Source organism: Profundibacter sp. (assembly GCF_965277155.1).
GTDB lineage: Bacteria > Pseudomonadota > Alphaproteobacteria > Rhodobacterales > Rhodobacteraceae > Profundibacter.
Window position 1 is genome coordinate 257,806 of sequence record NZ_CBDIBV010000010.1, and the last position, 25,767, is coordinate 283,572.

Here is a 25,767-nt window from a genome sequence, read left to right on the forward strand (position 1 = left end):
TTAGGGCCAGTTGACGTTCCCCACACCACACTGGCGCGAGTCCAAAATTGGGTAGTGTCGCGAGTTTGGTGGAAATTCGAGGACGGCGTAATCTCCGGGTGCATCGAAGCCACCCAACCGGCGGCTGGAACCGCCAAGGAGATCACGCCATGACAAAGAATACAGCAACATCGACATCCGCGCTACTGGCCAATGAAGCAGGCTATGACCCGATTGAAGACCGGCTGCGCCAGAACATCCGCGCGACGATCGAGGCGGTTTTCGAAGAGGAGCTGGAGCAGTTTCTGGGCCGTTGCCGGTATGGCCGCAGCGGCGGGGCAAAGGCCGGATACCGCCACGGGCATCGCGAGCGGCAACTGGTCGGAACATTTGGAACCGAAACGGTGCGCGTGCCGCGTGCGCGGATCACAGGCGAGGCCGGCAAGGCCAGAGAATGGCGCTCGAAGGCATTGCCCCGCTACCAGCGGCTGACGAAGAAGGCCGAGGCGCTGATCGCTGCTGTCTACCTTTCGGGCACCAACACACGGCGGGTAAAACGCGCCCTGTTCGGCCTGTTTCAGGGGGCGGTCAGCAAGGATGTGGTGAGCCGCGCCTGGCGCAAGGTGAAGGTGGACTGGCAGGCGTGGTGCGCCCGCAGCCTTGCGGATGAAGACATCGTGCGGCTGATCCTGGACGGCACCGTGATCAAAACGCGGATTGACAGGAAGGCCACCAATATCTCGGTTCTGGCCGCGATTGGCGTGCGCCGGGATGGGCAGAAGGTCTTGTTATCACTGATGAACATGGGCGGCGAAAGCACCTCCGCCTGGCGTCAGTTCATCAACGATCTGGATGCGCGCGGGTTGAAACGGCCCGAATTTGTCATCGTGGACGGGGCACCGGGACTTGAGGTCGCTCTCATTGCCCTCTGGGGTGAAGATCTGCCGATCCAGAGGTGCACGGTGCACAAGCACCGCAACCTTCTGGCCAAGGCACCCAAGCGTATGCATGATGAGTTGACAGAAGATTACCGCGACATGATCTACGCCAAAACACCCGAGGAAATCGCCACCCGCCGCAAGGCATTTCTGCGAAAATGGCGGCTGAAATGCAAGGCCGTCGCTGACAGCTTGGAAGAAGCAGGAGATAAGCTTTTCACCTTCACGCGTCTGCCACAAGGCCAGTGGAAATCGGCCAGAACGACAAATGCGATCGAACGCCTGAACGAGGAATTCCGCCGCCGCATCAAGACCCAGACCGTGCTGCCATGCGCCGAGACCGTGCCGATGCTGCTTTGGGCTCTGATGGCCTCGGGGCAGATCGTCATGCGAAAGGTCGATGGCTGGGAAACGCTCGCTCAGCCCGTCGCCGACGCAACCCTTGACCAAGCCGCCTGACCGGCGCATAACTCAACCCGCTCGGAGGTGCCTGAAATCAATTTCCACCACTTTCGAGACACAACCCAAAATTGCAGCCAGCGCGTTGATTTTCCCGCAGCGATGCCGGTATCGGCAAGGGGAAATCCGCGCGTTGGAAGCAATTTTGGGTTGTGTCTCGCAGGGATTTCACCAAAATCCGCCATTGCGACACCAATTTCGCTTGCAAGGGGGCCACCCTTGCGGCACTCAATTGGTTTGCACTGGCGAATTTTGGGTCGAAACCAGTGCGGTGTGGGGAACGTCAACAGGCCCTAATCTGGCCAAAATAACCTGACATTAAGTCAGTTGCTTTAATTCCTTGTGTTTCTGTCCTAAACACAAGGAATGGTATTGTATTATGTTTCAACACACTGCCCCGCCAGGACATGGTTCCCTGAAGGGAGAGCGCCACAATGACCGCGCCCGGCTCTCCGGTTTCACAGGTTTCCGAGAACGAGGATCAGGCACAACTGACCTTGCTGTCGCATGATATCCGTTCAGCTATTTCCGATGTGATTGGGGGGCTAAGGCTGGTTGATCTGGACGCATTGGACCCCACCACCCGCCTGCAACTGGAACGCGTCCGCACATCAAGCGAGGTTCTGGCACGGCTGACCGAAGAAGCCCTATCACGCACAGCCGAAAGCACAGGTGCGACCGAAGCGATTTCCAGCAACCTGCAACTGTTGCGCCTGCTTCAGAATATCCGGCTGCGGTGGGCAGGTCGAGCACAGGAAAAGAATATTTCTTTTGAAATCACAGTGCAATCCAGTGTTCCCAACCTTGTGGCACTGGACAGGATGGCGATGGAGCGCATCCTTTCCAACCTTCTGAGCAATGCGATCAAATATACCGATAACGGCAAAGTCGCCCTGAAGGTCAAGATGTGTAGCCCGGACGAGTTATGCTTCATCGTTACGGATGAAGGCCCCGGTTTTTCCGATCAGGCGCTGGAAAAACTGTTCCAGTATAATGGCCGCCCGGACAGTTCGAAAAAACCCGGCACAGGTCTTGGCCTACATATCGCCAAGGAAATTGCGGATCAACTGGGCGGGGACTTGCGCGTCGAAAACCGTGGAAAAGGCGGTAGCCGTATAACGCTAAGTCTGCCTTATGAGGCGTGGCATGACGAAACGGCAATGCACATAGGTGCGGCCCTGCCCGATCTGACAGACATCAAGGTTCTTTTGGCCGAAGACAATGAAACCAATCAGCTGATCCTTGCACAGATGCTGGATGCAATGGGCGCGGAATATGAAATCGCCCGCGATGGCGTCGAGGCGCTGAACTGGCTGGAACGGGAAACCTTTGATCTGGCCCTGATCGACATAGATATGCCGCGCCTGTCCGGAATTGACGTGATGAACACGCTGCGGTCGGGCAACACCCCGCACAGGGACATGCCGATTCTGGCTATCACAGCCTTTGTTCTGCGATCAAACCGCGAGGCAATTTATCGTGCGGGTGCCAACCGGATACTCGCCAAACCGATCATGAGCATTGAAGCATTCGGGCAATCGATTACCACCTTGCTGTTTCCGGATGAGCAGCCAGCCCACACCCGAACCGATGACCAAACCACGGTCGAGATGGATACCACCCGCCTGCACCGGCTGCTGACCATTGCCGGACCTGCTGGCGCACAGGAATTGCTAACGCGGCTGGCCAGTGATCTGGGCAATGTGCAGCAAAAAATGGGGCAGGCCTTGCAGAAAATGGATCAGGCACAATTGCGCGCCCAGACCCATGTGCTGATCTCGCTTGCCGGGGCTGTCGGGGCCGAACATCTGCAAAATCTTGCGCAGGTGCTCAACTCGGCCGCGCACAAGCTTGATCAGGATGCCATTTCTGAATTAAGTGCAGAGGCAGATCGCGGGATTTCCCGGCTGTTGCTAATAATCGAGCAGGAACAAAACGCGCGGGCAGAGGTGACAGAATGACGAAATCATTACTTCTGATCGAAGACACGCCTTCGCTGCAAATGATCTATAAATCCGTGCTGGAAAGCGGGGGGCACAATGTCAAAACATCAGCCACAGCCGAGGATGGCCTGGTATTATTCCGCAAGGAAAAGCCACAAGTCGTCTTGCTGGACCTGATGCTGCCGGATCGGGACGGGCTGGACCTGATGAAAGACTGTCTGGCCCTGAAACCGGATGCAAAATTCATCGTCATCACGGCCAATGGCTCGATCAACCGTGCTGTCGACGCCATGCGGGCCGGTGCTTATGAATTTCTGGTCAAACCGTTCAATGAACAACGCTTCCTGCATGCAGTAGAAACCGCCCTGACCGATACCGCATTGCCGACAGTTAAAAACGGTGGTTCGGTTGAACCGGTTGGCAGTTTCATTGGCTCCTCTGCGGCTATGCAGCAGGTCTACAGGAAAATCCGCTCTGTCAGCCGATCCATGGCAACGGTTTTTATCACTGGTGAAAGCGGAACCGGCAAGGAAATCTGCGCACAAGCACTGCACGATCATTCCAATCGCGCCTCGGGGCCTTTTGTGCCGCTGAACTGCGGTGCAATCCCGTCCGACCTGCTGGAATCCGAGGTTTTCGGCCACCTGAAAGGGTCTTTCACCGGCGCGATTTCCGACAAACCGGGGGCCGCAGCCGTGGCCGATGGGGGCACGCTTTTTCTGGATGAAATCTGTGAATTGGACATGAATTTGCAGGCCAAACTGCTTCGGTTCCTGCAAACATCCTCGATTCAGCCTGTTGGGGCCTCGCATCCGCAAAAGATAAACGTGCGCATCATCTGCGCCTCGAACCGCGATCCGATGGAAGAGGTCCGGCAGGGCCGGTTCCGCGAGGATCTGTATTACCGGCTGTATGTGGTACCGATCCATTTGCCCCCGCTGCGTGATCGCGACAATGACGTGGTGGAAGTGGCCGAAACCGAATTGCGCAACTATGCCGAGATCGAAGGCAAACAGTTCCAGCGCCTGTCCCCCGAGGTTCAGTCGCTGTTTCGCGAATTGCCCTGGCCCGGCAATATCCGCCAGATGAAAAATGTCCTGCGCACGATTGTGGTGATGAATGATGGCCCGCAAGTAACCATGGATATGCTGCCCGACAATCTGCAGGATGAACTGATTTACAGCACCACAATCCCGATTCAGACATCCATACCGGAAGAAACTCCTACTGCGGGACTGGACGGGCTTATCGGCAAAACACTGGCCGAGATCGAACGGCAGGTGATCGAGGAAACCATCGCCTATTTCGACGGCTCGATTCCCAAGGCATCAAAGGTTTTGGATGTATCCCCGTCGACGATTTATCGCAAAGTCGATGCCTGGAAAGCTGCGGGCGACTAGGATCAAGTGAATTGTTCGCGGATCAGCCGTTCTTCCAGCCCGTGGCCGGGATCGAACAAAATACGGTGCTTGATCGCCGGCTCGCTGCGCACCTCGACCGACACCACATCACGCACCGGCTGACTGTCTGCGCCTGCCATCACAGGGCGTTTGTCGGCCTCAAGCACATCAAAGCGCACGGTCGAGGATTTGGGCAACAACGCGCCACGCCAGCGCCGCGGCCTAAACGGCGCCACCGCCGTCAAGGCAAGCACATCCGAACCAATCGGCAGGATCGGCCCATGTGCCGAATAGTTATAAGCAGTCGATCCGGCAGGGGTAGACACCAGCGCCCCGTCACAAACCAGTTCATCCAGACGCGGCTTGCCATCAACAGAAATGCGCAATTTTGCTGCCTGCTGACCGGCCCGTAACAAGGATACCTCGTTGATCGCAAGTGCTTCGTGAATGGATCCATCGCGGCACACAGCCCGCATCGCCAGCGGGTTGATCACCGCCTCTTCGGCCTGTTTCAGCCGTTCCTCCAACCCGTCCGCAGAATAGGCGTTCATCAGAAACCCGACGGTGCCGCGATTCATCCCGTAAATCGGCCGCGCATAGGGCTGCATTTTGTGCAGCGTCTGCAACATAAACCCGTCCCCGCCCAGCGCCACGATCACATCCGCCTCTTCAGGTTTATGCACACCGTATTTCGCCGTTAGGTCGCTCAACGCCTCTTGGGCGCTGTCCACATCGCTGGCGACAAATGCAATTTTCATTCGCTGGCTCATCGGGTTTTTCCTTTGTCTTGCGCCCACTTTGACCGCGATTGCGCAAAACACAAGCCCCCCCGCCGCCTTGTATGACGGCAATTCATAATCATGCGTCGTTTTATTGGCTTATCACGGCGCGTATTCTCGGATAAGAGGTCGATGAACCCTGATTTTCGCGCCAAGGAGTCCCCAGAATGACCAACACCAAAGACGCCGGTTTCTTTACCGAAGCCCTAGCCACCCGTGACCCTGAAATCTTCAAATCCATCACCGACGAGTTAGGCCGCCAACGCGCCGAGATTGAGCTGATTGCCAGCGAGAACATCGTTTCCGCCGCCGTGATGGAGGCCCAGGGATCGGTCATGACCAACAAATACGCCGAGGGGTATCCGGGCCGCCGGTACTATGGCGGTTGCCAATATGTCGACGTGGCCGAAACGCTGGCGATCGATCGCGCCAAACAACTGTTCGGCTGTGAATTTGCCAATGTGCAGCCCAACTCTGGTTCGCAGGCCAACCAAGGCGTGTTCAACGCTCTGATCAAACCGGGTGACACCATTCTGGGCATGAACCTTGCTTCGGGCGGACACCTGACACACGGGGCGGCCCCGAACCAGTCGGGCAAATGGTTCAACGCAGTGCAGTATGGCGTAAAACGCGACGACAACCGTATTGATTACGATCAAGTCGAGGCCTTGGCCAAAGAACACCAGCCCAAACTGATCATCGCCGGTGGCTCGGCCATCCCGCGCCAGATCGATTTCGCCCGTTTCCGCGAAATCGCCGATATGGTCGGCGCCTATCTGATGGTCGACATGGCGCATTTCGCGGGGCTGGTTGCGGCGGATGAACACCCCTCGCCCTTCCCGCATGCGCATGTGGCCACCACCACCACCCACAAAACCCTGCGCGGGCCACGCGGCGGCATGATCCTGACCAACGACGAGGACATCGCCAAAAAGGTCAACTCCGCCATCTTCCCCGGCATTCAGGGCGGCCCCCTGATGCATGTGATCGCCGCCAAGGCTGTGGCCTTTGGCGAAGCGCTGCGCCCCGAGTTCAAGGACTACCAAAAGGCCGTGCGCGCCAATGCGGTTGCGCTGGCGGACCAGTTGATGAAGGGTGGGTTGGACATCGTCACCGGCGGCACCGACACCCATGTTATGCTGGTTGACCTGCGCCCCAAAGGCGTAAAGGGCAACGCCACCGAAAAGGCCCTTGGCCGCGCCCATATCACCTGTAACAAAAACGGTATCCCGTTTGACCCTGAAAAGCCGTTCGTCACATCCGGCATCCGTCTGGGCACCCCTGCGGGCACAACCCGTGGCTTTGACGAGGCCGAGTTCCGCCAGATCGCAGACTGGATTGTCGAGGTTGTCGACGGGCTGGCCGCAAATGGTGAAGAGGGCAACGGGGCGGTGGAAGCCGCAGTAAAGGCCAAGGTCGAGGCCCTTTGCGAAGGTTTTCCGATGTATCCGAACCTGTAAAACAAAAAAGGCCCCGGAATAAATCCGGGGCCTTTCAACTGTCTGGAAGGGCACTATTCCTCTTTCACATCACTCACGAATTCTTCCAGCAGTTTTTCGTTTTTCGCATCTTCAAGCTGTCTGATGCGGTCATTATTCATCCGCGCGTCAAACAGGTACTTCACGAAATTCACCAGGCTGATCGTCAGCATCAGCACCCCGATCCCCCAAAACCCTTTGGTCGCCAACGGCACCTCGGTGGATTTATAGAGCGAGATAATCAGCAGCACATAGGCGGCAATCACGCCTGCGGCATTCAGCAGAATGATCAGTTTGTTGTCGGTGTTTGTGTTGTTCAGCATTGTCTTATCCCTTTGAAAATACGTTGGTTTACTTGCCTTTAGACAGACGTTTCAAAACATCTTCGGCGGTGACTTTGGTGGCAGGACCAAATCCGGCGCTGGCCAGACGGTCGCCAATATCTTCGTTGCTTAGACCCTGATCGATTTCCTTCAGGATCTCGCTTTGCTCGAACGGATCATCCCGTGACAGCACCCGCTCAATCAGTTCCTCGGCTTCGCCAATCGGGCTTTGTCCGGCCAGTGTTGTGTTCAGGCGTTTCTGGATATGCTGTTCCTGGCGCACGGCCTTGGCGGCAATCGCCCCCTGTTTCAGGTCAATGATCCGGCGGTTCGTGGCCTCGACCGATTGGCGCAGGCGCAGGATGCGCGTGTCCAGCCGGCTGGCGGTTTCACGCCGCAGGATCAGTTCGTTTTCCATGCCCGCGATCGCCTGTGCGGCCTCAGCAGCCATATCGTCACGACCCGCTTTCAGCGCTTCTTTGGCGCGTGTTGTCATATCTTTGACGCGGGTTTCCAGCACTTCGATCTGGCGCCCCTCGGCGCGGCTGCGCTGGATCAGGCTGGCCAATGTGGCCTTGGCGGCCTGCAATCCGGCCTGTGCCTCGCGGATTTTCTGCTCAATCAATTCGATGGAATAAATATCGCGAACCCGTTCTTCTGCCCGGGCATTTGCGCCAGTGATCAGGGTCTTCAGAGTTCCAAACATCTTAATCTCCTTTTCGTGAACAATGTTCATGAAATGAGATATAGGAATTCATGAACGCCGTTCAAGAGATAAATTGAACACTGTTCAGATTTTTATTTATTCCCGATCTGGCACAAAAGCTGTTTCAACATTTCCTCGACCCGTTCCAGCGGCACGCCCGAGATGCGTTTTTCCAATCCTAACAATACGATACCGTGCACTGCCGAAAACATCGTGCGGGTCATCAGATCCAGTTCGTCTTCGTCTTTTTCGGGAAATAATTCTGCCAGCGGGGCGGCGATATAGGCAAAAAGGCGGCCCAGTTCCTGTAAATACCAATCCGGAACACGGCCATCGACCGACATTTCCAGATCAAACAATGCCCGCCACAGATTCGTATTTTCAGCGGCAAAATGCAAATAAGCCATCGCCATGCGGATCATCCGCTGGTTCGGGTCCAGCCCCTCGGCCCCTTCCTGAGATGCCGCCACCGCAACCCCCATCCGCCGAAAGGTGCGCATATTGATCGCCATCAGCAGCGCCTGCATATCGTCAAATACGTTATAGATCGCGCCCAACGCACACCCTGCCTCGCGCGCCAGGTCACGCGCTTTCATCGAGGATGCGCCACCGGCAATCACCTGTGCCTCGCCCGCGTCAATCAGACGTTCGCGCAGCTTTGCCTGTCGTTCCTGAACTTTGCTGGCCACGGGGTATTCCTTTCCTGAACTTCGTTCATGGAACTACCCCACCCGTGCCGTTTTGAAAAGCCGCTTATATATAGCCGCGCCAAACCAGCACTGTGATGACCAGTGTCGACACCACAAGAAACGTCATCGCAAGGCTGGCCAGAATGCCCAGCACAACCCCTTTGCGCCGGTCCGCCGCATCCACTTTATGCAAGAAATCCAGACAATCGCGATGCGCCGCCTCGGCACGCGCCATATCAATCATCTTTAACAGACGTGGGTTTTCAGACAGTTGCACCGCCTCGGCCAGATAGGCGGCCTCGCGTTTCAACCGTTTGGGCATCATCCGTCCGGTATGGCGCAGTTTCGCCGCCAGATCGCGGCCACGAATGCTCAGCCGCTCTTTCATCAGCGCAGACACCTCTTCTGCCATATCGTGAATCGTCTCGGTCAAAATATATCCCACCCGTTAATCCGTGCTTGATAACAATGGTGACACGGACACTCAACACCTCTGGCGAAATTGGCTGCACTTGGCTATGACGAGTCCCATGATAAACACGGTTTTAACAGGCACCCCGACAGACAAACCCCCGCTGCTGATTGTGCACGGACTCTATGGGTCTGCCCGAAACTGGGGCGCGATTGCACGGCGGCTATCCGATGATCGCCAAGTGATCAGCGTCGACATGCGCAACCATGGCGAAAGCGACTGGTTTGACAGCCACAGCTATCCCGTCATGGCCGAAGATCTGGCAGAGGTGATCAAAGCCAATGGCGGTCAAGTGGATGTGATCGGCCATTCGATGGGCGGCAAGGCGGCGATGGTGCTGGCACTGACCCACCCTGCCCTTGTGCGCCGCCTTTTGGTCGCCGACATTGCGCCGGTCGTCTATGATCGCACACAAGTGCCCTATATCCACGCGATGCGCGGGCTGGATTTGTCACAGGTTGAAAAACGATCCGATGCGGACCAGATGCTGACCAAAGCCATCCCCGAGGACGGCGTTCGTGCCTTCCTGCTGCAATCGTTGGATATCAAAGGTAAGCGCTGGCGCCTGAATCTGGATGTGCTGGAACGGGATATGCCGCTGATTATGGGGTTTCCCGATGTAAAAGGACCGTTTAACGGCCCCACCCTGTTTCTGTCTGGCGGGGATTCTGATTACGTCCTGCCCGAATACCGCACCCGCATCAAAACCCTGTTCCCCAAGGCTCGCTTTGCCCGTATCGCGGACGTGGGCCATTGGCTCCATGCGGAAAAGCCGCGCGAATTCACCGAAACCGCGCGGGCCTTTTTCAACGCTTAAAGCTAGGGTCAGGACCCATTAATCTTGCGCCGTGCGCATCCGGTCAATCAGATTGTCTTTGACGACAAACTGGTGATACAGCGCCGCCGCAACATGCAGCCCGATCAGCACAATCAGTGCCACCTTCAGGATCAGATGGTTTTCTGCTGCCTGCTTGATCCCGCCAAACCATGCCAGACTACCGGACAACGGCATCAGGATCATCAGCAAATACAGCCCCCAGTGCATCAGATGCGCCATCTTGGTTTGCGCTGGGTTCTCGCCTACAGGAGCCGCTGGTGCACCACGTTTAAACCGCAATACCAGACGCCAAAGGACCAGCAACATCACCGCAACGCCGCCGAATACATGTGCAGCAATCAGGGGTGAAAATTCAACTGTGCCGCCTTTGGCAAATACCTGCCAAGCCTCTTCAATACTATCCGCAAGGATATACTGCAAAGCAATCAGCCCAAAGATGATCCAGTGCAGCCGGATCTGAAGGCGGGAATAGCCGGTAGGTTTTGACATGGGAACTCCTGTAAACAAAATTAGGCCTGTGTCTCTCTGATCAGTCAGAGAAATACAAGCCTATTTGATAAGGTGTTGGCAGGGTGCGTATTGCTTTAGCGCATTGCCGAAATCTTCTTGGCAACGACCCAGGAAACAGGGAGTGCCGCAACAAAGCCGACAATTGCGGCATAGATAATTGGCATCAATGTCCCATAACCGGCGGCCAAAACGGCAATAATCAAAATGCCGGCCAGCGTTGCCGAGATGAACGAGTAAAGCAGCAATGTTAGTCTAACCATGCGAAAATCCTCCAAGGAGTATTGTTGCGCGGATGATATTCCATTTTTGCAATACGAGTCTTTGATCTAGGTCATCTATTCCGGTTGGCAAATCTGCCCGCGCGCGATAGCAAGCAAGGTGCGATAGACCAGAGTGATAATAACAACAAGCAGCACAATCAGCAGAATTTCCCCTATTATTTCATGAGATTGCGACTTTTCCAGACCGGCATATTTAAAGGATGCGATGGTCAGGGATGCTATCGGGAATGACAGCGCCCAGAAGGACATGGCAAAAGGCAGCTTCATGATTTTCGGAAGTTGCGTCAGGACAATCAGCGCAAAAACATATCCCAAATTTAGCAATATATGGGCAAAGGCATCCACCTGCCCGCCGTTCAGGTTCATGTAGGAAATGAAGGAGACAGCCGGTGGCGCAATCATGATGACCAACGTCGGAAGCAGCTTTCCGGGCAGCGGGGTGTGAAAAATCAAGCGATTCATCACAAGGGTTAACAGTATGATCCAAAACAATAATCCGCCCGAGAAGAACAACCATGACAGGTTATGGTATCCCAGTGGGGCACCGGCAGCGGGGACGACGACGTTGCCAACAGCGGGGATGAACCAGGCGGGGTTGATGTGGCTGTATTCAAACGGTTTATGACCGATCCAGCGGGCAAGGATTGCCAGCGTTAACCCGCCTTGCAATATGGCACCCAGTATCCACAGGATGTTGGCGATGCCTTCTTGCTCGGGCAGGAAACAGACCGCCATCAACAGCAGTGAAATCGAGGCCGCGGGGTAAAAAGCAACGCGGATCGGATGGTGCCACTCGCCAATGAAAGCGGGTGTGCGCAGCGCCATTTTTTGCCAGGTAGCCAATTGTAATTACAAGGAAAACTGCAATAGACACCCAAACCATCACATGACTGGCAAAGGTCAGCCACGGCATCACACGACTGGCTGCATGTAACGCAAGTGTCATGCCGAACAGGCCCATCGTGACCGCATAGAATGTGATCGGGTAATGGGCCAGGCTGGAGCCGGTTTGGTCCGGGGCTTCGGGTGTGTCAGTCATGGTTTTCTTCCCGTGTTCTGGAATCATTCGAAACTGTTAACATGTTGTCAGAGTTTGCGCGAACGGACGGATTGCCGCGCGGGTATATCGCAGCATACGAGGAACCGGCACAGAACTGCGTGCCTCCACCACCTGTTGTTGCCTGGCATGATTATAGCGGAAAAATTGCACATAGCCATAAGATATAGTTGATCTTGGCCCACGCACAGTGTATCGGCTAACGCACAGGTGCATAGACGCGGCACTGCATTAACTGACGGCGAGGTCCGGGTGCATATGGCGCGCGGGCCTCGTTTTCGTTTGGGGATATGCGTGATTTACGGTGTCCAGACACAGGAAAAGACGCTAGGTGCTCAGACGCGGTCTTTGCATTGTGCCTTGCGACACGTCCTGACGTCTTCCTGAATTGGTTCACCCCGAAGGGTTATCCTCCTCATGTGCGCGGGTCCCCGAAGGAACCTTTGCTGCCATGTCTGATCCGAAGACCATCCATGACCCGCTGTACCCGTGATCAACTGCCTGTTCGCATTTGTTTCGAAAAACCCATACGGACTTGCTGTTGCCCACAAACTTTCGCGTTTCGGTTTTCCGTCCGAAGACTTCCTTCCAATTCGCTCCGGTCCCTGGGGGCCTTTGCGTATCGCTGGGGGTTCTAAGAACCCTTCGCGGTAAGGAAAGGTTTGCAAATGAAAGTGAGTCGTTCAAGGGAAATCGACGGGGGCAGTGAAATTTCTTGGGGATAAGTCTTTGATTTTATTGTGGATAATCGGTGGATAAGTCGGAAAGATGCGTGGAGTCAGGGGGTTGGGAGGGGATGTTGATGTTACCAGCCTTCAAGGGTTCGCGGTATTATTGAGGTCCCCGCTTGCGCGGGGATGACAGGGTTTGTGTTACATTGCAACTGTTGCATTTAGATCCTGCCAACAAGGGTTCATTCCTTCGATCAGCTCAACCTTCCAGGCGCGGCGCCATTTCTTTAAACGCTTTTCGCGCAGGATGGCCTCGGTTACATCTGTGTGCGTTTCATACCAAACAAGGTGGGTGCAATTGTATCGCCGCGTAAAACGGCTGGCTGTGCCTTGGCAATGCTCGAACAAACGGCGCGTTAGATTGTTGGTGATGCCGATGTACAGGGTGCCGTTTGGGCGATTGGTGAGGATGTAGACATAATAAAGACCTCTGCATGAGGCCATGGCTTTCGGTTGAAGCAAGATATCGGCCGCCCACCTTGCGCCCCTGCGGGTCCGGCGGACAGACGGGTGGCGGGGTTTGGGGCTATGCGATTGCGGGGGTTTGCGGGTTGAGGGTGATCCTGTTTGCGGCCTTGAGCAGGTTTTGCGCGATGGCGGCCATGACCATCTGGGCATGCACCCTGGCGCGCCCGAAATATCTCGCCCGCTGCAGGCCGAAGAGGCGTTTCATCGTGCCGAAAGTCTGCTCGATGCGGAAGCGGCGTTTCGAAATCAGCCGGTTGAAGCGTTTCTCCGATTGCCGCAGGGGGCGGCCGCGCGCTGCCTTGCGCAGGATGCCGTCGCGGTATTTGCCGCGCAGCATCTGGCGGTTGGCCTTGCTCGCATAGGCCTTGTCGGCCAGCACCCGCTGCGCCTTTGCGCCCGCGATCATGGTGGCGAATTCGGGGCTTTCGGCGGCATTGGCGGGCGTGGTGTGCACCTTGTCGATAAAGCCCTCTTCGTCGCAGCGGGCAAAGCCCTTGTAGCCGAGCGTGCTCTTGCGGCCCTTCTTGACCCAGCGGGCATCAGGGTCGGCGCTGAAATGCAGCTGTGCCCCGTCGGGTGAGACCTCGGGCGGATCATCCGGCGTCCCTTCCCTTGCCCCGTCCTCTGCCCGGTCCTGCGGGGCGTCGATATGGGTGCGCGGGCGCGCCGCCGCCGCGATCAGGGTCGCATCAATGATCGCCGCCTCAGCCTCTTTCAGCTTCAGCCCATGCGCCTCGATCTGGCGGCAGACCTCGGCCAGCAGCTCATCGTAAACGCCACCCCGGACCAGCGCATTGCGGAACCGGCAGTGGGTCGTCTCATCCGGCACCGACGCGTGCAGATCGAGCCCGCAGAACAGCATGAAATCCAGCCGCACCTTCAAGGCCCGCTCCAGCTTCGGGTCGCTCAGCCCGTGCCACTGGCCAACCAGAAGACACTTGAACAGAACCAGCGGATCATAGCCCTGAGGCCCGATCCCCGAGCGCCCCAGACCGCGCCGCAGGATCGGCAAAAACGAGTTCCAATCCATCAGCGCGTCGATCTTCGACAGAACGTCATCCGCGCCGATCCGTGCCGCCGCTTCGTGCAGGAAAAGGTCCATCTATTCACCCCAGAGATTTCCCGGCTAGCTTACCAAAACGGCCAACCCGGGGGAATCCCGATGTTATGAAGAGGTCTTTAATAGGTGTGGCTGTGCATGAAGGAAAGATGCGCACAGGGTGGTTAACATAGGGTTATTTTGAGGGTTGGAATTGTGGCGGGCGGTCCCCGCGTGCGCGGGGATGACAGGGTGTTGCCGACCAGAAAATGGTAAAACCCCGCAGGAATACGCTGTTGTCATCCCCGCGCACGCGGGGACCTCACCCAACAAACACCGCCCCATCAATCATCCATCTTCAACGCCGAAATAAACGCGCTTTGCGGTATCTCCACCTTGCCGAACTGGCGCATCTTCTTCTTGCCCTTCTTCTGCTTTTCCAGCAGCTTCTTCTTGCGCGTCGCATCCCCGCCGTAACATTTCGCCGTTACGTCCTTGCGCATGGCTGACAGGGTTTCACGCGCGATCACGCGGCCGCCAATCGCTGCCTGGATCGGGATTTTGAACATGTGGCGGGGGATCAGATCCTTGAGCTTTTCGACCATCGCGCGGCCACGGGCTTCGGCGCGGTCCTGATGGACCATGGTGGACAGGGCGTCCACCGGCTCCTCGTTCACAAGGATCGACATTTTCACCAGCCGGTCCTCGCGGTAATCCTCGATTGTGTAATCGAACGACGCATAACCCTTGGTGACCGATTTCAGGCGGTCGTAGAAATCGAACACCACTTCGTTCAGCGGCAGATCATAGACCACCATCGCGCGGCTGCCCGCATAGGTCAGGTCGATCTGGATGCCGCGGCGGTCCTGACACAGTTTCAGCACATCGCCAAGGTATTCGTCGGGCACCAGAATGGTCGCCTTGATGCGCGGCTCCTCGATGTGGTCAACCAGCGACATATCGGGCATGTCAGCGGGGTTGTGCAGTTCCATCATACTGCCATCGCGCAGGTAGATGTGGTAGATCACGCTGGGCGCAGTGGTGATCAGGTCGATGTCATATTCGCGCTCCAGCCGGTCGCGGATCACCTCAAGGTGCAGCAGGCCAAGGAAGCCACAGCGAAAGCCAAAACCAAGTGCTGCCGAGGTTTCCATTTCCGAGGTGAAAGACGCATCATTCAGTGACAGCTTGCTGATCGCCTCGCGCAGGTCTTCGAATTCGGCATTATCCACGGGGAACAGCCCGCAGAACACCACGGGCTGGGCGGGTTTGAAGCCATCCAGCGCCTCGGCACAGCCCTTTTTCTCGTGCGTAATCGTATCGCCCACCCGCGTGTCGCGCACCTGTTTGATGCTGGCGGTCAGAAAGCCGATTTCGCCTGGACCCAATTCGTCGATCGGTTCCATCTGCGGGCGGAACAGGCCGATGCGGTCCACCGGATAGACGGCATTGGTGTGCATCATACGGATGCGGTCGCCCTTTTTCAGCACGCCATCAATAATGCGCACCAGCACGATCACGCCAAGGTAGGCGTCATACCAGCTGTCGACCAGCATCGCCTTTAGGGGCGCATCGCGGTTGCCCTTGGGGGCGGGGAGTTCGTTGACGATGGCCTCAAGCGTTTCGTGGATGCCTTCGCCGGTTTTGGCCGAGACCAGAATGGCGCCCGAGGCGTCAATGCCGATCACATCCTCGATCTGTTCGGCCACGCGGTCGGGTTCGGACGCGGGCAGGTCGATCTTGTTCAGCACGGGGACAATTTCGTGATCCGCCTCGATCGCATGGTAAACATTGGCAAGCGTCTGCGCCTCGACCCCTTGGGATGAATCCACCACCAGAAGCGAGCCTTCGACCGCGCGCATGCTGCGCGACACCTCGTAGGCGAAATCGACGTGGCCGGGGGTGTCAATCAGGTTCAGGATGTAGGTTTCGCCATCATCCGCGGTGTAATCAATGCGCACCGTATTGGCCTTGATGGTGATGCCGCGTTCGCGTTCGATATCCATCGTGTCCAGCAGTTGCGCCTGCATATCACGGGCCGAAACCGTGCCGGTTTCCTGAATCAGCCGGTCGGCAAGGGTGGATTTCCCGTGATCGATATGCGCCACGATCGAGAAATTGCGGATTTTACTAAGGTCAGTCATAAGAAAGGGATATGATAGAGCCGAAGGGATTGGTCAAGCGGGGTTCGGCATATCCGGCCGCAACATAGGCTTTCAGGCCAGCAGCGGGCATCATTGCACCAGCTGCGTCCAGTCCAGCCCGAACTTTTCCAGATATTTGCGCAACCGGTCCGCGTCATTGCGGCTTTTCTTTTCCAGTCGCGACACCGCAAACAGCCGCCGCCCCGCCGCACTCAGGCTTTTGCTTTCGCGGCAGATGCGGATCACTGACGCCAGTTGCGCCTGATCAAACAGGTCTATCTGCGCGGACCCCTCCCCCAGCACCTCGGCAATAACAGTGCATCAACATCGGCATGAGCATTTTTCCAGATACGTTGCAGGGTGGCAATTTCATCCTGAACCATCGGCAGGGTCACCCGCCCGCGTGGGGCCAATGTGCACATCCGCTGAACCGACGCCCCCAAGTCACGGAAATTCCCCGGCCATGCCGTAGATGGATCAGTGGCAAACCGCAGATAGGCGGGCAAAGCATCAGCATTGAAAGCAACCTGATTGCCCAGCATCTTGCCGACCTTCTCGAATTCGTATTCCAGATTGGGCGCGATGTCCTCGGGTCGTTCGCGCAGGGCCGGCAAGCGGAAGGTCCACAGGTTCAGCCGCGCAAACAAGTCGGCGCGAAATTTCCCCTGTGCCACCAATCCGGCCAGATCACGGCTGGCCCCTGCAATCAGGTGAAACCGGCTTGTGACCTCGTAATCCGACCCCAACGGGAAATATTTACCGCTTTCCACCGCGTGCAGGATCATTGCCTGCTCATCCAGCCCCAACTCGTCAATCTCGTCCAGAAACAGAACTCCGCCATCGGCCTCTTTCAGCAGCCCGCCGCGTTCCGACTGCGCCCCCGCCATTGCCCCGCGCCTATGGCCAAACAGGGTCGACATGGCGCGTTCGCCTTGCAGGGTGGAACAATTCACATGCACCAGCCGCCCCTTGATCCGGCGGCGTTGCAGTTTCAATTCATAGAGCCGCGCCGCAAGATCCGATTTACCCGTGCCTGTCGGCCCCACTAGCAACAGTGGCGCGTCCGAGTTGGACACCACCACCTCCATCCGTTCAATCAGCGCGTTGAACACCGGATTGCGGGTTTCTATGCCGCCTTTCAAAAGGGTGTTGTGTCCGTCGTCATATAAAATGGGACATCAGAGCGGTTTGAGATTTGGAGGCTCTGGTTCGTTTGTGTGATTGATTATGCAGCTTGTTTTTGATGTTGCAAGCGGCGTTGTTGGATTGTCTGTTTCTTGATCTTTTCCCTTTCTCTGATGATGGTTTTGTCACGCCCAAAATAGACGTCGGCGGGCGTGACGTTGTTTAGGCTCTCGTGGTACCGTTCGTTATTGTAGAATTCGACGAAGGCCTCAATCTGGCGTTCCAGATCGCCGGGCAGGTAGTAGTTTTCCAGTAAGACCCGGTTCTTCATGGTCTGGTGCCAGCGCTCGATTTTGCCTTGAGTTTGTGGATGGAACGGGGCTCCGCGAACGTGACCCATTTTATGATCATCCAGCCAGTCGGCCAGATCACCCGAGATGTAACAGGACCCATTGTCACTGAGCAGGCGTGGCATGTGCCGCACAACCGCCTGGTCGCATCCTGACGCTGCCAGAGCCAGCTCAATCGTATCAGTCACATCCTCGGCCCGCATGTTGGTGCAGAGCTTCCACGAGATGATATAGCGGCTGTAATCATCCAGGATCGTGCTGAGATAATACCAGCCCCAACCGATGATCTTGAAGTAGGTGAAGTCGGTCTGCCACATCTCATTGATGGCGGTGGTTTTGTCCGTGAACTCGTCAGCGGCCTTGATTACCACATAGTCTGGTGCAGTGATCAGATCAGCAGCCTTCAGAATGCGGTAAGCCGATGATTCAGAGATAAAATATCGCTTCTCATCGGTGTATTTGACAGCCAATTCCCGTGTCGTAAGCGCCTCATGTTCCAGTGCGAACTCGATCAGGTCATCACGCCTGTCTTGAGGGATGCGGTTCCAGACAGACTTGGGCCGGGGTGAGCGATCCGCCAACGCATCAAGACCACCTTCGACATAAGCATCATACCAACGGTAAAATGTGGTGCGCGCAATACCCAGCATGTCGAGGGTTTGCTTCACAGGCAGATGTGATTTTTCAACGGTGTCGATAATCGACAATTTCTCAGATGCAGGATATCTCATTCCTCGTACCCCCCAGCCCCTGTCATGCTTTTTTTGAGCAGGCGGTTTTCAATGGTCAGATCGGCTACGCATTCTTTCAGGGCCATAGATTCCGAACGCAACTCTTTGACTTCTGGTGATGTCGCCTGACGAGCAGTGTCGCCAGAAAGTCGCCGCTTGCCTGCTTCGAGGAATTCTTTGGACCAGCTATGTCAATGAGCATTTAAAACTGACCCGGTTTCGGCATTTAAATTTGCCCCCCCCTTTGTGGCGCAAAGCCCCCAGTCGGGCCGCCTTCATGTAGCGAGTCCGTCTGGGGGCTTTGCTTGCGGAACGGCTAGTTTTTTCTACGGCGTTTACTCTGGGCGAACCGGTATGAGGTATTGCCGGTTTCGATGATGTTGCAGTGATGAGTGACGCGATCCAGAAGGGCGGTTGTCATCTTGGCATCCCCGAAGACCGAGACCCATTCACCGAACTCAAGGTTGGTTGTGATGATGATGCTGGTCTTCTCGTAGAGCTTGCTGATCAGATGGAAGAGCAACGCGCCACCGGATTTGGGAAACGGGATGTAGCCCAGCTCGTCGATGATGACGCAGTCCAAAGCCGAGAGCTGCCGGATGATCTTCCCTGCATTGCCGTCGGCCTGTTCCTTGATCAGGGCGTTGATCAGATCGACGGCGTTGAAGAAGCGCGCCTTCTTGCCGTTGTTGATCAGCGTCGTTCCCAGCGCGATGGCGATGTGGGTTTTGCCCGTGCCGGTTCCGCCCACCAGGATGAGGTTATGGGCCTCCTCTGTGAACTGGCCGGTGCAGAATGGTTCGATCTGGGCCTGGGTGAGGGCGGCGGCGCTGTAATCGAAGGTGGCGAAGTCCTTGTGATGGGGGAACTTCGCAACCCTCATTTGATACTGGATGGAGCGCACTCGGCGCTCTACAGTCTCGGCGTCGATCAGTTGCCTTATCGCTGTGGTCAGACTTGGCGGCTTGCGCGCGGACAGCAGATCATGGGCGCAAGCTGCCATTCCATGCAACCTGAGGGCTGTCAGTTGGTCGATCAAGGCATTCATACGGCAACCTCCTCAGCCGAGCACAGGGTCTCATAGCGTTTGCAATCGGCTTCGGGCCGCAAGGTCAGCTGCGGATAAGCGCAGGCATCGCTGAGCGGTGTGATGACCGGTTCCACCAACTGGTTGATCAGATTGATGATGGCGGGCAGCCGCAGGGTGTTTTGTGCCACCGCCAGATTGCAGGCCGTCTCGACCACCTCGATCCCGTGATCCTGTGCCAGCAGGAGCAGGTCGACGAACTCCCGATCCCCGCCTTTACCAGCCATGTAATGTTCCCTGATCCGATGCATGGCCTCGGGCAGTTCCCAGCCCACAAAGGGGGCGCCATTGCGCAGGGCACCAGGCTTGCGGTCCAGCAGGGGAACGTAATGCCAGGGCTCGAAATAGCTGATATTGCGGGTAAAATGACGCCTGTGCTCGGCAATCACATCCTGACCGGAGACCACCACGATCCGGCCGGCATAGGCGCGTAGCGACACATGATGCCCGGCAAAGCGGGAGGGCACGCTGTAGCGATTGCTGGCATATTGAACCAGGCAGGTGGAGCGGACACGGACGGTCTTTTCCACGTAGCCGTCGAAGGCCCGACCCAGGGGGCGCAGTTCGGCGCGCTCGTCTTCGAACACTTCGGTAATCGTGCGATCCTGCTGCTCGGGATGGGGACGCTCTGCCAGATCTTCGCAACGCAGACGCAGCCACGCGTTCAGCGCCTCGAGATCATCAAAGGCCGGTTCGGGAACGAACAACCGGCCCCGCAAGAACTGGACCTGGTTCTCGACCTGTCCCTTCTCCCAGCCCGCAGCGGGCGTGCAGGCCACCGGCTCCATCACATAGTGGTTCATCAAGGCCAGGAACCGGGGATGGAATATCCGCTCCTTCGAGCGCGAAACGTAGGTCACCATGGTCTTGGGGTTGTCGATGATCACCCTGCGCGGAACGCCTCCGTAAAAGGACAGCGCCTGCACGAAAGCATCCAGCACCATCTCCTGGGCTTCACCGGGATAGGCAATCACGAAAGGCTTGCGGCTGTGACACAGGCGGAAATGAGCGACCTTCACCTTCTGCTCGACACCACCCAGTACGACCCGTTCTTCGCTCCAGTCAAATTGCAGCGCGTCACCCGCCGCAAAATGCAGCGGGATAAACGCATCTCCCGAACAGGCCCCGGCGCGCTTCAACTCACGAACAAAACGCTGAACCGGCGAATAGGACCCGGTATAGCCCTCTGCCACAAGCTGCTCGTATAGCTTCTGGGCCGTCCGCCGCTCCCGGCGTGGTCGCCTCGAGTCCTGATCAAACAGTTCCTGCAGCCGAAGATCAAACCCATTGCACAGTTTGTGCCGAACTGGCGGCGCATGGCGCTGGTAGCTCGGCGGATTCTCGTCCTTCAAATACTTCTTGATCGTGTTCCGCGACAGTCCCGTCGCCCGCGCCACAGACCGGATGCTGCGCCCTTCAACCAGCACCCAGCGCCGGATCTTCGATACGCTTTCCATCAATATCACCTGCTCTTTCCTCCGCACAATTTTGCGCGGATGTTAACGAAACAGGTGGGTCAATTTTACTCGCTCATAACCCACCCAAGTGGGTCAGTTTTGCACGCCGATTCACAGACCAGCTATAATACAGGCTTTCCGCAATGCCCTCACGACGGCACAGCGCGGATATGCTTTCCTCTCCTCGAAGGCCCGCTAAGACAATGCGGATCTTCTCCTCGGCAGAATAGGTTTGTCTGGTTTTGCGGCGGATATTCTTTACCAGCTTATCTGCCGCTGCTTTACTCGTTCCGGATTTCTTGTTCATCTTCACTCCTTGACGGTTACGATGAACCAGAAATCCTCCGTTAGCTAAACCTTAAATCTGTCCCACGAGTGCTGACGTCAGACACTCTTCCATCATCCGCCTCCTTTCTGCAGAAACGTCGCACCTTGGAAAATGCGTATCGGGTTGCCCCGTTCCAGCGCATTATGCAGCCGGTTTTCATTACTTTTACGTTCTTCTGCCGCCGCCAGATCGCGGGCATTGGCCAGCCCTTGCAGCCGTTCCAGCGCCAGCGACTTGTTGCGATGTTGCGAACGCATTTCACGCGCAACCACCGTCAGGCCGCTGGGCCGGTGTGTGGCCCGAACCGCGCTGTCGGTGGTGTTCTGATGCTGCCCGCCGGGTCCACCGGCGCGAAAGCTTTCGAATGCCACATCCTGCGCGGCAATGCGGGTTTTCCCGATTGCCACCACTGGCAACAGAAACACCCCGACAAACCAGTTCGCCCGCTTGTGATGTGGCCGCAACGGACTACGCGCCCGCCACTGGATCGTGCCGCACCAGCCGCGTGCAAACGCATCTGCCGCAGCGCCATGCGCTACTACGACAGCCGACTTTGGCCCGTGCTTTGCATCCACCGCGTCCACATCCAGTGTGACATCCAGATGCGCGGCCTCGGCCTGCATCCGGTGCAGCACATGCCCCACCGCCAGACGGCATTCGGCAGGGCCGTTGCCGCTGGTCACCAGCAGGGAAGTTGTATCAATCTGTCTCATCTCTCCCCTCCTTTCTGGCGGGTTTTCTTGAATGTCAGCAGCGGATGCAACGTGGCAATTTTCTGCGCCACGCCGGTCTCCACCAGATCGGCCACCACGGCCTTGGCGGATTTGTAGGCGTGCGGGGCCTCCTCGATCAGCAGGTCCCGATCCTCGCAAATAATCCGCCCGCCATAGGCATTTTGTTGCATCGCGGTCAGGTCCGAGCGTTTGGCCCGAACCCGCCCACGCATGGAAGAACGATCATATCGCCGCCCGGCCCCGTGCGCGGTTGATTGCAACGCCCCGTCCACCCCAAGCGGGCGCAACAGATAGCTGGGCGTGGCCCGCGACCCGGCCAAAGGCACCAGCCCCACGCCGGCCTGCGCTGCCCCCTTGCGATGCAGCCAACCACCATCATGCTGCGTCAACAGGTTGTGCGGCACATCTACCACCACCTGTAGATCACAGCGCAATGCCGCAGCCGCCCGTTCGGCGATGATCCGGCGGTTCAGACTGGCCCATTTCACCGCCTGATCATGGTCGCGCAAATAGTCCTGCCCAACCTTTCCAGCCGGATCCAACCCGTCAAACGCCCCTTGTGGCAGCGCGTTCAGAACCGCATTCCCCAGCCCGCGAGAGCCGGAATGAACCAGCAAATACAAGCTGTTAACCTCCAATCCATATCCCGATTTGCACTCGGCAACCTGCTGCACTTCACAGAAATGGTTGCCGCCACCGATCGTGCCCAGTGCCTCGGCAAACAGCCCGCGCGGCAGGCCCGCCTGTTCCAAACGGTCGTTATAATCAACACTTGCCGCATCCCCCAGAACCCGCATCCGGCGCGCGGATTTTTCCGGTTTGAACCGGCGCGCGGGCAGGTCCAGTTGAAACAACGACATGCCACAACCGATGTCACCCCCCACCAGTTGCGGGTATATGCGATCAGCCAGCACGGCACAGCCCACAGGGCCGTATTTGCCCGGGTGCAGATCGGGAAAGGCCGCGATTTCGCGCACCCCCGGCCAGCCTGCAACCTGTGCCAACTGGTCTTCGGCGCGGCCCTCGATCCAGGCCGCAGATGTATAGAATTTAGTGACAGCCACGCTGCGCACAGGCGCAGACAAGCGACCATCCAAGACAAAATTGCCCATTGGATAAAACCTGATTTTCGTATGTATGATGATCCCGACCTACAGGTCGAAACGTAACCTCAAGCCAAAGCTGCCGCTGGCAGATTTAAGCGTTGATTTGCCCGGAAAGGGCGTTGCAATAAACTAACATATCTGTGCCCTTTCTTTGTTTGGCGTTACGAAAATGGCCGTGACTGACCGCTTGGCGCCCTGTTACGGCAAGGTGCATGATTCAGGCAATTACCGATTTTGGCAATCACCAGGCATGTTGCATTTTAGCCGCAGGCAGGTGATCCCGATATTTGCCACCCGTTATCGCCAAACGGCGTGATGTGGAAATCTGCATTGCTGTGGGTTTTCCTTAACTCGACATATCAATCAACAATCGATCAAACATCGCATCACAGGCCGCCAGTTGCGATAGCTCGATATATTCATCCGGCTTGTGGCCCTGTCCATCCATCGACCCAGGGCCGCATATGATTGTCGGAATATTCAGGTGGGTTGCGAAAAATCCGGCCTCGGTGCCAAAGGCGACTTTTGTTGTGCCGGTAACGCAGGCCAGTTTCTGTGCTTGGCTCACCACATTGCTTTCAGGGTCCGTATCAAGTCCGGGATAGGAAAGCCGTGTCTGGACATCAATTTGCGCAACCGGAAACTGCGCCTGATGAGCTGCACTGACCTTTTGCGCGGCCGCCTGAATACGGGCTAAAATATCGCCTGGATTATCCGCAGCCAGATGGCGAAATTCAAAATCGATCACGGCTTTTTCGGGCACAATGTTAAGCGCCAGCCCACCCGATACCTTGGCAACATGAATTGTGGAATAAGGTATCCCATAGTCGGTATCCTGCGCACCGCTATCAGCAAAATCGTTTTGCAGTTCACGTAATTCCGTTACGAAATCGGTGGCCAGATGCAGCGCGTTCAGAAAATTCGGCGCCATAGCCGAATGACCGTCCATACCATGACAGGTTGCCCGCAATGCCCCCTTGCCCTTATGTCCCACGGCAACCTGCATCATGGTCGGCTCGCCCACAAAACACATACGAGGCAGACCGACAAGCGGATCAAGATGGTCGATCATCGACCGGATACCAACACAGCCGATTTCTTCATCATAGGAAAAGGCAAACTTTAGAGGTTCTTTCAGATCAACCCCTGAAACCCGATCGGCAAGCGTCAACATGCAGGCCAAATAGCCTTTCATATCCGTGGTGCCACGCCCGAATACCTTACCGTCCGCCACAGTCATTTTGAAAGGATCGGTTGTCCAGTTCTGACCGATAACCGGAACCACATCTGTGTGGCCGGACAACAGGATACCGGCCTTGTGCTTTGGTCCAATGCGCGCGAACAATCCGGCCTTTTGCCCAGTTTCATCCGTAACCCGATGCACCTCGAACCCTCGGGCCGTTAAAAAATTCTGGATATAATCGATAATCGGCAGGTTGCTGCCGGCGCCAACCGTTGGAAACGCGACAAGCTGATCCAGAATATCGAGCGTATTCATTGCCACGCCCCCGCCCCTATTCATCCCCCGGAACGCCGTATGACGGCGCCTTGCGCGGATCGATTGTGCGCTGTACATAGGCGTCCAGTTGCGGGTTATAGATCTCCCAGGCGGTTACGATATTCTCGATTGGGCAATCTTCGCACCAGTCGCAGCGCAGATCGGCCACCGGCCACGCCACGGTGTCGCAAATCTGCATACCCGCCGAATGAATTGGCCCTGCCTCGCCCCCCCGTGCCAACCCTGCGCGCATTGCGGCAATCATACGATCCCCGATATGGCCGCTGGCGGACTGGAACCCGTCAACAATGGCCTGCGGCACCCCGTCGTTGGACAGCAGATTACCGGCAGATAAAACATAATCCCCCATTGCATGGGTCCAAATACCCAGCGAATTGGGGCCGGAGTGTATCGCTGTGCCACCCGAGGTATCAATCGCCAAAACCTGCCGGTATTCCATGAATTGACCACGTTTGGTGATGTCCGCTATCGCTTCCTTCGCATTTAGCCCGCTGCCCATCAGGTCAAGCACACGCGGGCCTAATATAGGGTCGGTGATATTCTGCGAAGCCACCGCCCCGACCTGCGAGCGCGTAAAGGAACAGCGCGCCGCCACGGCAGGCGAGGACGAGGCAATCGCCACCCCGAACATGCCTGTTTTGTCGCAACGGGCCACAAGGGAAAATGTCATCTTATTCCTCCGGTATGACGGCGGTGGCGTCTATTTCAACCAGCCAATCCGGCCGCGCCAGCGCCTGTACCACCAATCCGGTGGAAACAGGATACACGCCTTTTATATATTTGCCCATGGTGCGGTAAACATCCTCGCGGTGACGCACGTCGGTGATGTAAACCACTACCTTGACCAGATGCTCCATCCCGCCGCCGGCTTCTTCGATCAGCTGTTTGATGTTCTGCATCACCTTGTGGGTTTGCTCGACCGGATCATGGCTGTTGATATTGACCGCATCCTCCAGATTCTGCGGGCACTGGCCCCGCAGGTAAACGGTTTTGCCCCCTTGCGTGATCACCGCCTGACACAGGTCGTTGTCCAGATTTTGTTCTGGATAGGTGTCTTTGGTGTTGAACTTGCGAATGCGGGTGTGGGCCATAATGT

Annotated in this window: 25 protein-coding genes and 2 pseudogenes; 5 read left to right on the top strand and 22 right to left on the bottom strand. The window is 56.8% G+C overall.

Annotated features, from left to right (window positions below):
* The first annotated feature begins 149 nt into the window (after positions 1-149).
* From ACQY4M_RS09160 to ACQY4M_RS09170, 3 genes are all read left to right on the top strand, one after another.
* Positions 150-1,376, top strand: a complete 1,227-nt coding sequence (locus ACQY4M_RS09160) for an IS256 family transposase (protein ID WP_428539582.1) — start codon at positions 150-152, stop codon at positions 1,374-1,376.
* A 434-nt stretch (positions 1,377-1,810) separates the two neighbouring features.
* On the top strand, positions 1,811-3,337 hold the full coding sequence (locus ACQY4M_RS09165; RefSeq protein ID WP_428543346.1) for an ATP-binding protein: 1,527 nt from the start codon (positions 1,811-1,813) through the stop codon (positions 3,335-3,337).
* A complete protein-coding gene (locus ACQY4M_RS09170; protein ID WP_428543348.1) occupies positions 3,334-4,719 on the top strand; it encodes a sigma-54-dependent transcriptional regulator in 1,386 nt (461 codons plus the stop codon). The genes ACQY4M_RS09165 and ACQY4M_RS09170 overlap by 4 nt, the downstream gene beginning before the upstream one ends.
* A 2-nt stretch (positions 4,720-4,721) precedes the next feature.
* On the opposite strand, the gene ACQY4M_RS09175 is transcribed toward ACQY4M_RS09170, so the two are convergent.
* Entirely contained in the window at positions 4,722-5,489 is a 768-nt protein-coding gene (locus ACQY4M_RS09175; protein ID WP_428543350.1) for an NAD kinase, read from the bottom strand.
* A gap of 176 nt (positions 5,490-5,665) precedes the next feature.
* On the opposite strand from ACQY4M_RS09175, the gene glyA reads away from it, so the two are divergent.
* Positions 5,666-6,958 (top strand): serine hydroxymethyltransferase, encoded by a 1,293-nt coding sequence (gene glyA, locus ACQY4M_RS09180; RefSeq protein WP_428543352.1) that lies wholly within the window; start codon positions 5,666-5,668, stop codon positions 6,956-6,958.
* A gap of 53 nt (positions 6,959-7,011) precedes the next feature.
* On the opposite strand, the gene ACQY4M_RS09185 is transcribed toward glyA, so the two are convergent.
* The 4 genes from ACQY4M_RS09185 to ACQY4M_RS09200 form a co-directional block, all read right to left on the bottom strand.
* On the bottom strand, positions 7,012-7,299 hold the full coding sequence (locus tag ACQY4M_RS09185; protein ID WP_428543354.1) for a hypothetical protein: 288 nt from the start codon (positions 7,297-7,299) through the stop codon (positions 7,012-7,014).
* A 28-nt stretch (positions 7,300-7,327) separates the two neighbouring features.
* Positions 7,328-8,005 (bottom strand): PspA/IM30 family protein, encoded by a 678-nt coding sequence (locus tag ACQY4M_RS09190; protein WP_428543356.1) that lies wholly within the window; start codon positions 8,003-8,005, stop codon positions 7,328-7,330.
* 92 nt (positions 8,006-8,097) lie between these two features.
* Positions 8,098-8,694 carry a TetR/AcrR family transcriptional regulator gene (locus ACQY4M_RS09195; RefSeq protein WP_428543358.1) on the bottom strand — a complete coding sequence of 199 codons (597 nt, stop codon included), beginning with the start codon at positions 8,692-8,694 and terminating at the stop codon, positions 8,098-8,100.
* Between the two features lie 64 nt (positions 8,695-8,758).
* Positions 8,759-9,127, bottom strand: coding sequence for a hypothetical protein (locus tag ACQY4M_RS09200; protein WP_428543360.1), 369 nt, complete (start codon positions 9,125-9,127; stop codon positions 8,759-8,761).
* A gap of 97 nt (positions 9,128-9,224) precedes the next feature.
* On the opposite strand from ACQY4M_RS09200, the gene ACQY4M_RS09205 reads away from it, so the two are divergent.
* The gene (locus ACQY4M_RS09205) at positions 9,225-9,983 is read left to right on the top strand and encodes an alpha/beta fold hydrolase (RefSeq protein ID WP_428543362.1); all 759 of its coding nucleotides are present in this window, start codon (positions 9,225-9,227) and stop codon (positions 9,981-9,983) included.
* 18 nt (positions 9,984-10,001) lie between these two features.
* Here ACQY4M_RS09205 and ACQY4M_RS09210 read toward each other — a convergent pair whose 3' ends face one another.
* The 17 genes and pseudogenes from ACQY4M_RS09210 to ACQY4M_RS09290 all read right to left on the bottom strand — a co-directional run bounded on the left by ACQY4M_RS09210 (position 10,002) and on the right by ACQY4M_RS09290 (position 25,762).
* Positions 10,002-10,493, bottom strand: a complete 492-nt coding sequence (locus ACQY4M_RS09210) for a cytochrome b (RefSeq protein ID WP_428543364.1) — start codon at positions 10,491-10,493, stop codon at positions 10,002-10,004.
* 95 nt (positions 10,494-10,588) lie between these two features.
* Positions 10,589-10,774 (bottom strand): CTP synthetase, encoded by a 186-nt coding sequence (locus tag ACQY4M_RS09215; protein ID WP_428543366.1) that lies wholly within the window; start codon positions 10,772-10,774, stop codon positions 10,589-10,591.
* Positions 10,775-10,849: 75 nt separating this feature from the next.
* Positions 10,850-11,620, bottom strand: a complete 771-nt coding sequence (locus tag ACQY4M_RS09220; RefSeq protein WP_428543368.1) for an SLAC1 anion channel family protein — start codon at positions 11,618-11,620, stop codon at positions 10,850-10,852.
* 1,104 nt (positions 11,621-12,724) lie between these two features.
* On the bottom strand, positions 12,725-13,045 hold the full coding sequence (locus tag ACQY4M_RS09225) for a GIY-YIG nuclease family protein (protein WP_428543370.1): 321 nt from the start codon (positions 13,043-13,045) through the stop codon (positions 12,725-12,727).
* A gap of 64 nt (positions 13,046-13,109) precedes the next feature.
* Positions 13,110-14,153 carry an IS5 family transposase gene (locus ACQY4M_RS09230; protein WP_428539221.1) on the bottom strand — a complete coding sequence of 348 codons (1,044 nt, stop codon included), beginning with the start codon at positions 14,151-14,153 and terminating at the stop codon, positions 13,110-13,112.
* A 281-nt stretch (positions 14,154-14,434) separates the two neighbouring features.
* The gene (gene lepA / locus ACQY4M_RS09235; protein ID WP_428543372.1) at positions 14,435-16,234 is read right to left on the bottom strand and encodes a translation elongation factor 4; all 1,800 of its coding nucleotides are present in this window, start codon (positions 16,232-16,234) and stop codon (positions 14,435-14,437) included.
* A 90-nt stretch (positions 16,235-16,324) separates the two neighbouring features.
* On the bottom strand, positions 16,325-16,537 hold the full coding sequence (locus ACQY4M_RS09240; RefSeq protein ID WP_428543374.1) for a hypothetical protein: 213 nt from the start codon (positions 16,535-16,537) through the stop codon (positions 16,325-16,327).
* Positions 16,510-17,376, bottom strand: coding sequence for a sigma 54-interacting transcriptional regulator (locus ACQY4M_RS09245; protein ID WP_428543376.1), 867 nt, complete (start codon positions 17,374-17,376; stop codon positions 16,510-16,512). Before ACQY4M_RS09245 ends, ACQY4M_RS09240 begins: the two co-directional genes overlap by 28 nt.
* Positions 17,377-17,459: 83 nt before the next feature.
* A pseudogene (locus ACQY4M_RS09250) lies at positions 17,460-18,631 on the bottom strand (IS3 family transposase); the annotation flags it as partial.
* Positions 18,632-18,756: 125 nt separating this feature from the next.
* Entirely contained in the window at positions 18,757-19,488 is a 732-nt protein-coding gene (istB, locus tag ACQY4M_RS09255) for an IS21-like element helper ATPase IstB (RefSeq protein ID WP_428539322.1), read from the bottom strand.
* Positions 19,485-20,984 (bottom strand): IS21 family transposase, encoded by a 1,500-nt coding sequence (istA, locus tag ACQY4M_RS09260; RefSeq protein WP_428539289.1) that lies wholly within the window; start codon positions 20,982-20,984, stop codon positions 19,485-19,487. The genes istB and istA overlap by 4 nt, the downstream gene beginning before the upstream one ends.
* 115 nt (positions 20,985-21,099) lie before the next feature.
* Positions 21,100-21,291, bottom strand: a pseudogene (locus ACQY4M_RS09265) (transposase); the annotation flags it as partial.
* A 92-nt stretch (positions 21,292-21,383) separates the two neighbouring features.
* Complete coding sequence (prfH, locus tag ACQY4M_RS09270) at positions 21,384-22,025, bottom strand: peptide chain release factor H (protein ID WP_428543378.1); 642 nt, start codon at positions 22,023-22,025, stop codon at positions 21,384-21,386.
* Positions 22,022-23,131 (bottom strand): RNA ligase RtcB family protein, encoded by a 1,110-nt coding sequence (locus ACQY4M_RS09275; protein ID WP_428543380.1) that lies wholly within the window; start codon positions 23,129-23,131, stop codon positions 22,022-22,024. Before ACQY4M_RS09275 ends, prfH begins: the two co-directional genes overlap by 4 nt.
* Positions 23,132-23,498: 367 nt before the next feature.
* The gene (gene argE, locus ACQY4M_RS09280; protein ID WP_428543382.1) at positions 23,499-24,674 is read right to left on the bottom strand and encodes an acetylornithine deacetylase; all 1,176 of its coding nucleotides are present in this window, start codon (positions 24,672-24,674) and stop codon (positions 23,499-23,501) included.
* Positions 24,667-25,341, bottom strand: coding sequence for a DUF1028 domain-containing protein (locus tag ACQY4M_RS09285; RefSeq protein ID WP_428543384.1), 675 nt, complete (start codon positions 25,339-25,341; stop codon positions 24,667-24,669). Before ACQY4M_RS09285 ends, argE begins: the two co-directional genes overlap by 8 nt.
* A 1-nt stretch (position 25,342) precedes the next feature.
* Entirely contained in the window at positions 25,343-25,762 is a 420-nt protein-coding gene (locus ACQY4M_RS09290) for a RidA family protein (RefSeq protein ID WP_428543386.1), read from the bottom strand.
* Positions 25,763-25,767: the final 5 nt, after the last annotated feature.